Source organism: Streptomyces sp. NPDC001920, assembly GCF_053594495.1.
On the sequence record NZ_JBSFEP010000026.1, the window covers coordinates 110,183 to 123,071 of the forward strand.

The window sequence follows — 12,889 nt, forward strand, 5'->3', positions numbered from 1 at the left end:
CATGGCTCGCCACCCGCCCCGGCCGCATCGCCCCTGCTGTGCGCGTTGGTTGTGGGTGCCGGGCGTGTAGCCGAAGGAGCGCCGGAAGACATCGATGAAGGCGCTGGCGGAGGACCAGCCGCAGCGGTGGGCGACGGTCGTGACGGGGGTGTCCGCGGCGAGCAGACGCAGTGCGTGGTGGAGGCGCGACCGGGTGCGCCACTGCGGGAACGTCATGCCGAACTCGTTGCGGAAGAGCCGGCTGAGGGTGCGCTCGCCGGCTCCCGTCGCGGCGCCGAGGGCGGCGAGCGTGCGGGGGTCGGCCGGGTCGGCGTGGACGAGGGCGCAGACCGCAGCCAGGCGGGGGTCGGTGGGGGTGGGCAGGCGCAGCGGCTGCTGGGGGGAGGCGCGCACTTGGTCGCGCAGGACGGCGAGCAGCCGGCGCCGCTCGGGGCCGTCGTCGTCGGGGTCCCGGGTGTAGGCGGGGATCGGTTCGCGCAGGAGCGGGCTGACGGCGAGGACGGTGGGGGCGTCGAGCCCGAGCGGGTTGTCGTCGGCGGGCAGACCGACCAGGTGCAGGTCGAGGTGGCCGTGGGCGCGGTGAGCGTCGACGGCGCCGGCCGGGACCCAGGTGGCGCGGTTGCCGGGTGCGAACCAGGTGCCTGCGTCGGTGGTGAGGGCGAGGACGCCGGAGCCCGCGTAGACGATCTGGTGGTCGTCGTGGCGGTGGGCGTCGATGCGGTCTGGCGGCGGTGCGGGTGCTGATCCTCACCACGTTCGGGATCGACGAGTACGTCGCACAGGCGTTGCGGGCCGGCGCCGGCGGCTTCCTGGACAAGGACGTCACCGCGGACGTGCTGCTCGACGGCATCCGCACCGTGGCGGCCGGGCGAGTCCCTGCTCTCCCCCGCCGCAACCCCCGCGCTGATCACACGGTTCCTGTCCTCCCCCGCCGAGAGCCCGCGGTCGGCGGCACACGAGGACCTCGCCGCCCTCACGGCCCGCGAGCGCGAGGTCATGGCCTGGGTGGCCGAAGGCCACTGCAACGAGGAGATCGCCGGGAAGCTGTTCGTCAGCGCGCTGACCGTCCGCACCCACGTCCATCGCGCCATGACGAGGCCCGGTGCCCGCGACCGCGCCCAACTCGTCGTGATGGCCTGCCAGTCGGGCCCGGTACGGGCCGCATCGCCGAACGCGGAGCAGTGACGCCACGGCCGCCGTTCAGGGGAAAACGGCGGCGGGAGCGCGTGGCGAGGGGCGAGATCGTCGAGAACTGACCCGTGAGCCTGCCGCTGATCCCTCCCATGCTCGCCACGCCCGGCACCCTGCCGCCCGCCGCGCAGGACGCGCGCTGGGCGTACGAGACCAAGCAGGACGGCCAGCGCGCGGTGGTCTATCTGGAAGGGGACGGCAGCCTGCTGCTGCGCGCCCGTTCCGGCGAGGACATCACGGCCGCCTATCCCGAGTTGCGTCCGCTGGGCGGCGCGCTCGGCAGCACACCCGCGGTGCTCGACGGGGAGGTCCTGGCGCTGGACGCCGAAGGGCGCGCCGACTTCCAGCTGCTGCAGTCCCGCATGGGCCTGGCGCACGCGCCCGCTCGGGCCGCGCGGATGGCCGCCCGGACCCCGGTCCATCTCGTGCTGTTCGACGTGATGCACCTCGCGGGCCAGTCCCTCGTCGCGCTGCCCTACAGCCGGCGCCGCGGGCGGCTGGAGGAGCTGGGCCTTGCCGGGCCGTACTGGTCGACGCCGTCCGCACTGGTCGGGCACGGCGCCGAGGCCCTGCGGGCGACGCGCGAGCACGGGCTGGAGGGGCTCCTGTGCAAACGGCTGGACTCGGTGTACGAGCCCGGGGTGCGTTCCCGCGCCTGGATCAAGATCCGCAACATGGTCAGTGAGGACGTCATCGTCGGGGGCTGGCTGCCGGGCAAGGGACGGCTCACCGGCCTGCCGGGAGCGGTACTGGTCGGCCAGCGCGCGGCGGGCCGGCTGCGGTACGTCGGCAGCGTGGGCACCGGTTGGAGCGAGGCGGAGCGGACGCAGCTGGCCGGACTGCTGCAGGCGTCCGCGACGGACGCCTGCCCCTTCGAGCCCGCTCCGCGCGTGCCCGGCGCGCGCTGGGTGCTGCCCCGGCTGGTCGGGGAGGTCCGCTACAGCGTCCGCACCCGCTCCGGGCTGCTGCGCCAGCCGTCCTGGCTGCGGTTGAGGCCCGACCTCACGCCCGAGGAGTCGGCGGCCGACCTGCCGGACACCCCCCTGTGACACGGCGTCAGCCGAAAGTGTTGCGCTGATCGTCACCGGCGGTACGTCCGTGGCTCTTGGCACGGCAGGGAAAAGCCAGCATCCTGAACTGCCTTTCCCCCCATGCCCGTTGGGCTGCGTGCCCGAATCAGGAGGAGGACGCAGTGTCGTCACAGACGTCCCGCACGCACCGCAGAAGATGGCTCACCGGGCTCGCCGGTGCCGCCGTCCTGGTCGTCGCCTTCCCCGGCACCGCCTTCGCCGCCCCGCCGGGGGCACTGCCCGCCAACGCCGAGGCGGCGGAGAGGACTTACGAGCCGGCGTACGACTACGACACCGACGGCTGTTACTCGACCCCCGCCATCGGCCCCGACGGAACCGTCAACGGCGGCCTCAAGCCCAGTGGTTCGCTCAGCGGCGGCTGCCGGGACGCCTCGGACCTCGACAACACGAACGCGTACTCGCGCTACAAGTGCAACAACGGCTGGTGCGCCTACATGTACGACCTGTACTTCGAGAAGGACCAGGCGCTGTCGGGCAGCGGCATCGGCGGGCACCGGCACGACTGGGAGCACGTCGTGGTGTGGGTGCAGAACGGCCAGGTGCAGTACGTCTCGACGTCCAACCACGGCTCGTACACCGTGCACGCCGCCGCCAAGGTCCGCTTCGAGGGGACGCATCCGAAGATCGTCTACCACAAGGACGGCATCAGCACGCACTGCTTCCGCCTGGCCAACTCGAACGACGAACCCCCCGAGAACCACAAGGGAACCTGGCAGTACCCGCCTCTGGTGGGCTGGAACGGCTACCCGGCGGGCGTGCGCGACAAGCTGGTCGCCCACGACTTCGGCAGCGCCAACTTCGGTCTGAAGGACGGCAGCTTCCCGGGCAACCTGGCCTCGGCCAAGCCGTCCGGCATCCCCTTCGACCCCTACGCCTGACCCCGTCCCGGCTCGGGCTCGGGACCTAGGACCGGGGGCACCCCGGTTCCTCCCCGGGTCCGATCCGGTGATCGCCGGCCGCGCGTAACGTCGACGGCATGGACACGCACGACACGAGCGGGCAGCTCGAAGAAGCCCTGGAACGACTCCACGCGTCCGGCCCCGAGCGGCTCGGCCGGCTCACGAACCACGCCCCGATGGTCGTCGAGGCACTCGCGGCGAACGGGCGGGCAGGCGCCGTGCACCGGTGGCTCGACCGGTACGAGAGCAAGCTCGAGGACTTTCCGGACCGCGTGGCACCCGTCACCGAGGCCAACTGGCGCGCGGCACTCGGCGATGTTCGCCGCGCCGCGGACTGGACCGACCACTTCACCCGCGCGCTCACCGAGCGTCCCTGGAAGAATGTCCTGGCCGCATGGTGGCCGCGCCTGCTGCCCGGGCTGTACGGCGGCTCCACGCATCCGGTGATCCGGGTCGGCCACGCCGTACGCGCCCTGCAGCACGGCGAGAACACGCCCCGCGTCACCGAACTCGCCCACGCGCTCGGCTACTGGGCCGCCCGGCACCAGCCCGTCTCCGGCATCACCGCACTGCCGGGTGCGCCGAGCGCCGCCGCGTCCCTGGACGCCGTTCCCGCCGTCGAGGAGCCCGACGAGGAGTTTCCGGCCCGTCTGGCCGCGGTGCGCCGACTGCCCGTCTGGGCCGGTGACGTGACCGACCCGGACACGGCCCGCGAGCGCCTCACCGAGCTGGTCCGCGCCGCGACACACCGCTACGCCACCCACGGCCACGGCGAGGAGACCATGCTCGTGCACGCGGCGACCGCCCCCAACGCGGTGCTGCGGACACTGGATTCGCTGCCGCGCGAACTGTGGGCGCCGAGCCTGCACGCCGCGTGGACGGCATCCGCGGCGGTCACCGCGATGTACGCGCCGAAGGAACCCGTCGTCTACACGCCCGCGGCCCGGCTCACCGCCGAGGAGGTCCTGGAGCGGGCCCTCGCCCACGGCGACGAGCACGTCGTCAAGTTCACCGACACCGCACTGGACGTCGGCGACGAACCCGCCCTCACGGCCGCCCTGCGGGCGGTGGAGATCAGCCGGCCCTTGGCCTGAACCCTCCGTCGGCAGGGCATTTTCCGAGGTCCGTTCGCCCGAACAGCGCATGGTGGCCCTGAGGTCGGGACACCGGCGGGCCCCCGGGCGCAGCGCCGACGGGTGGGCGGAGACGGCGGACGGGCCAGGCCGTGGCGGCGGGCCGGGTCCGTGGTGGAGGACGGGACGGTGAGGACGCCGAGGGGCTCGGCGCCTTCGATCTGCACCCCGTCGAGTGGCGGCTGCCGTACCCGGCCGCCGGGGCGTGAGATCCGTCCATACGGCGAAGGCGACATGGCGCGAGGGTCTATCGTGTCCGCATGTCCGTCCCTGAGCTGATCCGTATCGTCTCCCGCGACTCGCCGATGGCACTCGCCCAAGTGGAGCGCGTCCGCGCCGAGTTGGCGGCCCTTCATCCCGGTGTCCGCACCGAGGTCGTGCCGGTGAAGACGACCGGGGACAAGTGGATGGGCGATCTTTCCCAGGTCGAGGGCAAGGGCGCGTTCACCAAGGAGGTCGACGCGGCGCTGCTGGCGGGCGAGGCCGATCTCGCGGTGCACTGCGTCAAGGACATCCCCGCCGACCGGCCGCTGCCCGCGGGGACGACCTTCGCCGCGTTCCTGAAGCGGGACGACATCCGGGACGCCCTCGTGCACCCCGGCGGCCGCACCCTGGACGAGCTGCCCGACGGGACCCGCATCGGCACCTCCTCGGTGCGCCGCGTCGCCCAGCTGGCCGCGACCCACCCGCACCTGGAGTGCGTGCCCTTCCGGGGCAACGCCAACCGCCGGCTGGAGAAGCTGGCGGCGGGCGAGGCGGACGCGCTGCTGCTGGCGGTGTCCGGCCTTGAGCGCATCGGGCGCGAGGACGTGATCAGCGAGGTCCTCTCACCCGAGGCGATGATGCCGCCGATCGGCGCGGGCATCCTCGCGCTGCAGTGCCGCGAGGGTGACAGCGAGCTCATCGACGCCGTCAGCGGCCTCGGCGACCCCGACACCCACCGGGAGGCCACCGCCGAGCGCATGTTCCTGCACGTCCTGCAGGGGCACTGCAACAGTCCGATCGCCGGGTACGCGCGCGTGGACCGCAGCGGTGAACTGTCCCTGCGGGCCTGTGTCTTCACCCCGGACGGCAAGACCCGCCTCAACGCCCACGAATGGGCCGGCCGTCTGGACCCGGCCACCCTCGGCACGTCGGTGGCCGTGGCGCTGCTGCGGCAGGGCGCCCGCGAGATCATCGACGGCATCCCGCACTAGGCGTTCCACCCGCCGACGCCATCCGGGGGATCTCGGCCGCTCGGCGGGGGTGGTGAGGCGACGCCGGGCACGCGGGCAAAGGAACGCCGAGCGTGCCCGAGCCGGGTGCCGGACCCGTGAGTCGGTGGAATCGGCGGGGTGTCCGCGCCCGCGTCCGGCGCGGGGCGGCACCGTGCGGCACCCCACGCCCGGCGGATCCGTCAGGCGGTGCCCTCTTCGGCCTGCTCGCGCAGGAAGTTGCTCACCTGGAGCGCGAGGCCGTCCCGCAGGGTGGCGGCGTGGGCGCCGAGGGGACCCTCCTGGAGGCCGAGGCCGCCGCTCCACAGCCGACGGTCCGCCCACTCCTCCTCGACACGCAGCTGGATCTGCACGTCGACCTGGTTCAGGCTCGCCTCGGGACCAGCGGCGTACAGCACGGCGGTGGCCCGGCGCAGCGGATAGACGTCGAAGCCCTCGATGAACTGCGAGTTGCGCCAGTCGATGAAGGCCGCCTCCCCGTCACGGCCGATCCGCACGTCGATCTGGCCGTCCTCGAGGTGGATGCCGAGGTGCCGGTCGCCGCGGTTCTCGACGGTGACGCGCACCCTGAAGTACGTCAGCCCCTCGGCTGCGTCGTCCCGCCCGCGCGGCGGCTCGGCGGCTTCCAGTCGGTGGACGCGGACACGCAGACCGGCATGCTCGTCGTACTCGTGCCAGTCCCCGACCACGTTCGGCTCGTACACAATCCACCTCTCGACCCAGAGAGCTGCTTCCTATCTTTGGGCTCAGTGCACTGTCAAATGAGCAGAATGCGCAGTGGCCAGCCCATTCGCACCCTTGATCACCGATCAAGCCGTGGGCTGCCGGAATACGCTTTCCGGCCGAACGGCCGACCTCAACCACGTGCCGCACATCACGTTCCGCGCCAAGATCGGCAAGCCGGCCGGAAGAGCAGCGATCGGACCGCGGCGGACACACAGGCGGCTGCCGCGGACGGACGGCGAAGCCGAGCGCACGGCGGGGCGGCGCGAGGCCGACCCAAACCTCGGGCCATGCCCGTGACCAGCGGCAACAGCCGGCCTGGCGCTCCGCCGACGCACGGTTGTCCCGCAGTAACACGTAGTCGTATTCACGAAATCTGTTGCAGGTGCGGGTTGGGGGGGTATCTTGGTGTATGTGCTTCGGACAGGAGGCACGTCCGTGGGAGTCGGTCTCGACTGGCCCAGGATGTCTCCTGGTGGCCCGAGCCACACCTCCCATGGTGTCTGTCCCACCAGCACCTGCTAAGGGAGGTGCGCACCAGATGAGTGCCACCACCAGGACGAAGCAGCACCCGCACGATGACGCCCCCGACACGGCCGCGGCGTTCGACCGGCTCGTGGCACTGCCCGACGGTCCGGAGCGCAAGGCCCTCAGGGACGAACTGGTTCAGGCCTGGCTGCCCATGGCCGAGCGCATCGCCGTCCGGTTCAAGGGCCGCGGCGAGTCCCTGGAGGACCTGTACCAGGTGGCAGCCCTGGGGCTGGTGAAGGCCGTCGACCACTACGACCCGGCACGCGGCCACGCCTTCGAGGCGTACGCGGTGCCCACCATCACCGGCGAGATCAAGCGGCACTTCCGTGACCACATGTGGACGCTGCACGTACCGCGCCGGGTCCAGGACCTGCGCAACCGGGTGCGCAGTTCCGCGAAGGAGCTGTCGCAGAGCGCCCCGGGCCGCACCCCCACCGTCGCCGAGATCGCCGAACACGCGCATCTGACCGAGGCGGAGGTGCGCACCGGCATGGAGGCTCTGGAGTGCTTCTCGGCGTTGTCGCTGGAGGCCGAGATGCCCGGTACCGACGGTTACGCACTGGGGGACGCCATCGGCGGCCCGGACCCGGCGTACGACATCGTCGTCGACCGCGTGGCCGTCAAGCCGTGCCTGCAGAAGCTGCCGGAGCGCGAGCGGACCATCCTCTACCTCCGGTTCTTCGGCGGGATGACCCAGAGCCGCATCGCGCAGCAGCTGGGCATCTCGCAGATGCATGTCTCCCGGCTGCTGAGCGGCTGCTTCGCCCACCTGCGCGAGGAACTGCTCGCCGAAGCCCGCTGACTCGACCGCGAACGCCCTCGAATGACCGTCCGACCTCGACGGGAGTGGATCACTCCGCCGCCGAGCCCGGAATCTGCGTCGGGCCGTGACGCTCCAGGGCCTCGGAGAGTTCGACGCGGATCTCGGGCGGCATCTTTCCCATCCTGCCCCAGGTGATGATCATTTCCGCGACGTGGCGGAGCTTGATGTTGGTGTGCTGCGAGACCTCTCTGAGGATCGCCCACCCCTCGTCGGGGGACACGCGGCCCAGCGCGACGATCATCCCGATCGCCTGGTCCACGACAGCGTGCGAGACCACCGCTTCCTTGAGCTGGTCGATCTGCTCCTCCAGCTCAGCGATCCGGTCGGTCTCGTCGGCGGGTTCGCTCGGTACCGGCGTCACGCTCCCATAGTCGTCTCTTCGTCGGTCGTCTGCCAGCGAACGGCGGCCCCCGCACTCGGCCGTTTGGCCGCCGGGCCGGGGGTACTCGACAGGCTCCGGAGCGGATCCGGCTGGACACTGGGAGAAGACCGGTGGCCGCCGGTCGGGCGAAGACCAGGACGCGACTGCCATGAACCACGACGCAAGATCCTCCAGTAGCACGGCCGAGGTCGTCTCCACACACTCCGTGTTCGGCGCACCCTGCTGGGTGAGCCTGACCAGCCGCGATCTCGAAGCCACCCAGCTGTTCTACTCCGCCGTCCTGGGCTGGCGCTGGCGACCGGTCAAGCTGGGCGACCGCTTCCGGATCGCGCTGGCGCAGAGCGTGCCGGTGGCGGGGATCGGTGCGGTCGCCTCGATGTGGCAGATGGCCGTGGCCTGGACGCCCTACTTCGCCGTGCCGAGCGCGGACGACGCCGTGGCGCGGGTGCAGGAGCGGGGCGGCACCGCGGCGGTCGGGCCGCTCTCGCTGCCGCCGGGGCGGGCTGCGCTGCTGGCCGACCGGGACGGCGCGACCTTCGGTGTCTGGGAGGGCGAACTCATCTCCAACTGGGAGACGTGGCGGCGCGCCGCGCCGACGTTCATCCGCCTCCACACACGTGACGCGTTCGACGCCGCCATGTTCTACGGGGAGGTCCTGGACTGGGCGTCGGAACGGCCCGGGTGCTGTGAGGTCCGCTACGAGGGCGGCGAGGTCGTGCTGCGCAGCGGCGGTGACATCGTCGCGCGTATCGAGTCGGGCGCGCTGGAGGCCGCGCCCGACCCGACCATCAGGCCGCACTGGCAGGTCCACTTCGCGGTGGCGGACGTCGAGGGGTGTGCCCGGGCTGCGGAACTCCACGGGGGCAGTGTGCTGTCGAAGGGCAGCGACGAGGCGGTGTTGCGGGACCCGGACGGGGCGCAGTTCACCGTCACTTCCCGGCACGTGCGCTAGACGCCGGTACGGCGCGGGACGGGCGTGACAGGAGTACCAGGCTGCGGCGTTCGACCAGGAGGGCCGTGCCCGCCTTGTGCTCGGACTCGTCCGGGGGGCCCTGGGACTCGGCCGTGTCGATCAGTGTCGTCCAGCGTTCGCCGTAGGCGCGGTCCGGCAGGTGGAACTCCACCGGCTCCCAGTAGGCGTTGAGCAGCAGCAGGAACGAGTCGTCCACGACCGGGCGTCCGCACCAGTCGGGTTCGGCGATGGCGTCGCCGTTGAGGAAGACGGTGAGGGAGTGGGCGTCGGAGCGCTGCCAGTCCTCGTCGGTCATCTCCCGGCCGTCCGGCAGCAGCCACACCAGGTCGGGCAGCGGCTGGTCGGGGCGGGTCGCCGTCTCGCCCTGGAAGAAGCGGCGGCGGCGCAGGACGGGGTGGCCGGCGCGCAGCCCGATGACGTACCGGGTGAAGTCGGCGAGGGCGCGCTGATCGTCCGTGAGGCGCCAGTCGACCCAGGAGATCTCGTTGTCCTGGCAGTAGGCGTTGTTGTTGCCGCGCTGGGTCCGGCCCAGTTCGTCGCCGTGGCAGAGCATGGGGATGCCCTGCGACAGCAGCAGCGTGACCAGGAAGTTGCGCTGCTGGCGGGCCCGCAGGCGCAGCACGGCCGGGTCGTCGGTCTCGCCCTCGGCGCCGCAGTTCCAGGACCGGTTGTGGCTCTCGCCGTCCTGGTTGTCCTCGCCGTTGGCCTCGTTGTGCTTGTCGTTGTAGGAGACCAGGTCGCGCAGGGTGAAGCCGTCGTGCGCGGTCACGAAGTTGACGCTGGCCCGCGGGCGGCGCCGGCTGTGCGCGTACAGGTCGGAGGAGCCGGTCAGCCGGGAGGCGAACTCGCCGAGCGAACCGGGCTCGGCGCGCCAGAAGTCCCGTACGGCGTCGCGGTACTTGCCGTTCCACTCCGACCACAGCGGCGGGAAGTTGCCGACCTGGTAGCCGCCCTCGCCGACGTCCCACGGTTCGGCGATCAGCTTGACCCTGCTGATCACCGGATCCTGCTGGATGAGGTCGAAGAACGCCGAGAGCCGGTCCACCTCGTGGAACTGCCGGGCCAGGGTGGCCGCGAGGTCGAAGCGGAAGCCGTCGACGTGCATCTCGGTGACCCAGTAGCGCAGCGAGTCCATGATCAGCTGGAGTACGTACGGGTGGCGCATCAGCAGGCTGTTGCCGGTGCCGGTGGTGTCGTAGTAGTGCGCCCAGTCCCCGTCCACCAGGCGGTAGTACGAGGCGTTGTCGATGCCGCGGAAGGACAGGGTGGGCCCGCGCTCGTTGCCCTCGGCGGTGTGGTTGTAGACCACGTCGAGGATCACTTCGAGCCCGGCCTCGTGCAGGGCCTTCACCATCGACTTGAACTCGTTCACCTGCTCACCGCGGGTGCCGTGGGCGGCGTAGGCGTTGTGCGGCGCGAAGAAGCCGATCGTGTTGTAGCCCCAGTAGTTGGACAGGCCCCGGTCGAGCAGGACGCCGTCCTGGACGTACTGATGGACCGGCATCAGCTCGACGGCGGTCACCCCGAGGGACGTCAGGTGCTCGACGACGGCGGGGTGGGCGAGTCCGGCGTAGGTGCCCCGCAGGTTCGGCGGGACGCCGGGGTGGGTGCGGGTGAGGCCCCGCACGTGCGCCTCGTAGACGACCGTGTCGGCGTACGGCCGCCGGGGCGGGCAGTCGTCGCCCCAGTCGAAGGACGGGTCGGTCACCACGCCGAGCATGGTGTGCCCGGCGCTGTCGGCCTCGGACGGGGCGCCGGGGGTGCGCTCGAAGAGGGAGGCGTGGTTGTCCACCTGGCCGTCGACCGCCCGGCTGTACGGGTCCAGCAGCAGCTTGGCCGGGTTGCACCGGTGGCCGAGGCCCGGGGCCCAGGGGCCGTGGACCCGGTAGCCGTAGCGCTGTCCCGGGCCCACACCGGGCAGGTAGCCGTGCCAGACGAAGCCGTCGACCTCGGTGAGCGGGATCGCGGTGTGCCGGTCCTTGTCGTCGACGAGGACCAGCTCGACGCGTTCGGCGACCTCGCTGAACAGGGCGAAGTTGGTGCCCTGGCCGTCGAAGGCGGCTCCCAGCGGGTAGGGGTGCCCGCTCCAGGCGGGCACCCCTGTGCGGTGGCGACGCCCGGTCACCGGGCCTCCTCCGGTACGCCGTCCGGGGAGAGCGCGCCGGCCAGGGCCGTGACGGGCATCTCGCGCGGCACGCCGCGGGCCTCGCGCAGGCTGGGCGCGGGGGCCGCCGGTACGAGCGGGGCGCGTTCGCCGGCGCGGGCACGCTGGGAGAACCAGATGACCTTGCTGCCGGTCTCGGTGGCGCAGCAGCCCCAGCCGTCGCTCATGGCGGCGAGGTGCTGGAGGCAGGCGCGCAGTTCGTGGTCCGGGCGCACGGCGCGGTCGTTGTCGCCGATGGCGGTGATGAGGTGCTGGCCGTTCCACCACATCTCGATCGAGGTGTTCTTGTCCCTCGCGTGCTCGTCGATGGCCCGCAGCAGCATCTCAGCGCCGCGGCAGACGGGCTTCACAAGCGTCTCCAGGTCCCAGTACCTGAGGTGAGCGGCCAGAATTCGGCTGACCTGACCCACCCGTTCGGGGCTGACTTCCACGTCGAGGTGGTAGTAGCAGGGCACTGCGGTCTTCACCGTCGTTACCTCCTCACCGCGAAAGCTCCCGCTCCCCTCGCCCCTGCGGGACGGGGCCCCGAGCACGGAGCGTGAGCTTTGATCGCTTTTGAGTCACTCCAGGGTGGGTGCGGTACGCCATTCGTGCAACAGGAGGGCATGTTGAGGTAGTTGAATGCCCAACAGGACGGTCTGTGTCCGAACATGCACCATGTGTGAAGACCTCGATGCCCGTAACGGAACCCGCGCGTGTACGCGCACGGGTTTTCGCCCGACGGTCGGGAGACGCGTCATCGAGCACCCGGAAGGTGAACGGCGCCATGCTGCTACCGGCCAAAGCCGAAGTCGCCCGGCACTTGCGGCGATACCGGGCCTGGGAACGCGCCATGCTCGCGGCCCCGGCCGACCTCACCGTGCGCGCCACCTTCGAGGACGCCGGCTACACCCTGTGCGTGCTGATGGGCAAGCGTTGCGCCCGCGAGGCCGCGGACGCCGCCGAGCGCTATCTGCGCATCACTCTGGCCGCCTATCTCCGGGAGCAGGACGAGCGCCCCCAGCTGAGCGCGACTGTGCGGCGGGGCCCTCCGAAGGCAGGGCGGTGGCGTTTCCTCGCCGGACGGTAAGGACCTTCCGGCGCAGCTTCGACTCCCGGCCGGGCCCCGTGCCCGGCCCTCAGCACGGTGGAGGTGAACCATGGGCAGGACCAAGACCAGGAGCGGTACCGGCACCGCGACCATCGGCCGGATCCCGGTACGCGACGTACAGCCGGCCGTGGCGTGCGGCAGGCATCCGGCGAAGGCGGTCGCGGGCGAGTCCTTCGAGGTCTCGGCCACCGTGTTCCGTGAGGGCCATGACGCCGTGGCCGCCAACGTCGTGCTGACCGACCCGGACGGCCGTCCGGGCCCGTGGACGCCGATGCGGGAACTGGCTCCCGGCACCGACCGCTGGGGCGCCAGGGTGACGCCGCCCTCGACCGGCCGCTGGACGTTCCACGTGGAGGCCTGGAGCGACCCGGTGGCCACCTGGCGCCGCGCCGCCCGCATCAAGGTCCCGGCCGGCATCGACGTCGGGCTGGTCCTGGAGGAGGGCGGCGAACTGTACGAGCGCGCGGCGGCCCAGGTACCCGACGCGGCGGGACGGGCGACCGTGCGGGCCGCCGCCCAGGCGCTGAGGGACGACTCACTGCCGCCCGAATCGCGGCTGGCGGCGGCCTTCGCGGCCAACGTGGACGCGGTGTTGGGGCGGTATCCGCTGCGGGACCTGGTCACCGCCTCGGACCCGCTGCCGCTGCTCGTGGAACGCGAACGCGCCCTGTACGG

12 protein-coding genes and 2 pseudogenes are annotated in these 12,889 nt (G+C 71.9%); 9 read left to right on the forward strand and 5 right to left on the reverse strand.

Features of this window, described 5'->3' with window-relative positions; genetic code table 11:
- Positions 1-42 precede the first annotated feature (42 nt).
- Positions 43-717 (reverse strand): annotated as a pseudogene (locus ACWCPI_RS34230) (AraC family transcriptional regulator); the annotation flags it as partial.
- 5 nt (positions 718-722) lie between these two features.
- Between ACWCPI_RS34230 and ACWCPI_RS34235 the strand changes: the two are divergent.
- The 5 genes and pseudogenes from ACWCPI_RS34235 to hemC form a co-directional block, all read left to right on the forward strand.
- A pseudogene (locus ACWCPI_RS34235) lies at positions 723-1,185 on the forward strand (LuxR C-terminal-related transcriptional regulator); the annotation flags it as partial.
- A gap of 74 nt (positions 1,186-1,259) precedes the next feature.
- Positions 1,260-2,240 carry an ATP-dependent DNA ligase gene (locus tag ACWCPI_RS34240; protein ID WP_451041844.1) on the forward strand — a complete coding sequence of 327 codons (981 nt, stop codon included), beginning with the start codon at positions 1,260-1,262 and terminating at the stop codon, positions 2,238-2,240.
- A 143-nt stretch (positions 2,241-2,383) separates the two neighbouring features.
- Positions 2,384-3,160 carry an NPP1 family protein gene (locus ACWCPI_RS34245; RefSeq protein WP_451041845.1) on the forward strand — a complete coding sequence of 259 codons (777 nt, stop codon included), beginning with the start codon at positions 2,384-2,386 and terminating at the stop codon, positions 3,158-3,160.
- A gap of 98 nt (positions 3,161-3,258) precedes the next feature.
- Entirely contained in the window at positions 3,259-4,275 is a 1,017-nt protein-coding gene (locus ACWCPI_RS34250) for a questin oxidase family protein (protein ID WP_451041846.1), read from the forward strand.
- Positions 4,276-4,574: 299 nt separating this feature from the next.
- Positions 4,575-5,510 carry a hydroxymethylbilane synthase gene (gene hemC / locus ACWCPI_RS34255; protein WP_451041847.1) on the forward strand — a complete coding sequence of 312 codons (936 nt, stop codon included), beginning with the start codon at positions 4,575-4,577 and terminating at the stop codon, positions 5,508-5,510.
- Positions 5,511-5,710: 200 nt separating this feature from the next.
- Here the strand turns inward: hemC and ACWCPI_RS34260 are convergent, their stop codons facing one another.
- Positions 5,711-6,232: a hypothetical protein gene (locus ACWCPI_RS34260; RefSeq protein ID WP_451041848.1), complete on the reverse strand. Its 522-nt coding sequence runs from the start codon at positions 6,230-6,232 to the stop codon at positions 5,711-5,713.
- Between the two features lie 560 nt (positions 6,233-6,792).
- Here ACWCPI_RS34260 and ACWCPI_RS34265 point away from each other — a divergent pair.
- A complete protein-coding gene (locus ACWCPI_RS34265) occupies positions 6,793-7,584 on the forward strand; it encodes an RNA polymerase sigma factor SigF (RefSeq protein WP_451041849.1) in 792 nt (263 codons plus the stop codon).
- Positions 7,585-7,633: 49 nt separating this feature from the next.
- Here the strand turns inward: ACWCPI_RS34265 and ACWCPI_RS34270 are convergent, their stop codons facing one another.
- Complete coding sequence (locus ACWCPI_RS34270; RefSeq protein WP_451041850.1) at positions 7,634-7,966, reverse strand: ANTAR domain-containing protein; 333 nt, start codon at positions 7,964-7,966, stop codon at positions 7,634-7,636.
- Positions 7,967-8,135: 169 nt separating this feature from the next.
- Between ACWCPI_RS34270 and ACWCPI_RS34275 the strand changes: the two genes are divergently transcribed.
- Positions 8,136-8,939: a VOC family protein gene (locus tag ACWCPI_RS34275; protein WP_451041851.1), complete on the forward strand. Its 804-nt coding sequence runs from the start codon at positions 8,136-8,138 to the stop codon at positions 8,937-8,939.
- On the opposite strand, the gene glgX is transcribed toward ACWCPI_RS34275, so the two are convergent.
- Positions 8,917-11,085 (reverse strand): glycogen debranching protein GlgX, encoded by a 2,169-nt coding sequence (gene glgX, locus ACWCPI_RS34280; protein WP_451041852.1) that lies wholly within the window; start codon positions 11,083-11,085, stop codon positions 8,917-8,919. The genes ACWCPI_RS34275 and glgX overlap by 23 nt on opposite strands.
- The gene (locus ACWCPI_RS34285; protein ID WP_451041853.1) at positions 11,082-11,591 is read right to left on the reverse strand and encodes a pep a2; all 510 of its coding nucleotides are present in this window, start codon (positions 11,589-11,591) and stop codon (positions 11,082-11,084) included. The genes glgX and ACWCPI_RS34285 overlap by 4 nt, the downstream gene beginning before the upstream one ends.
- Positions 11,592-11,890: 299 nt before the next feature.
- On the opposite strand from ACWCPI_RS34285, the gene ACWCPI_RS34290 reads away from it, so the two are divergent.
- A complete protein-coding gene (locus ACWCPI_RS34290; protein ID WP_388796142.1) occupies positions 11,891-12,193 on the forward strand; it encodes a DUF5133 domain-containing protein in 303 nt (100 codons plus the stop codon).
- Positions 12,194-12,263: 70 nt separating this feature from the next.
- The coding region (locus ACWCPI_RS34295) for a maltotransferase domain-containing protein (RefSeq protein WP_451041854.1) at positions 12,264-12,889 on the forward strand (626 nt) is incomplete at its 3' end.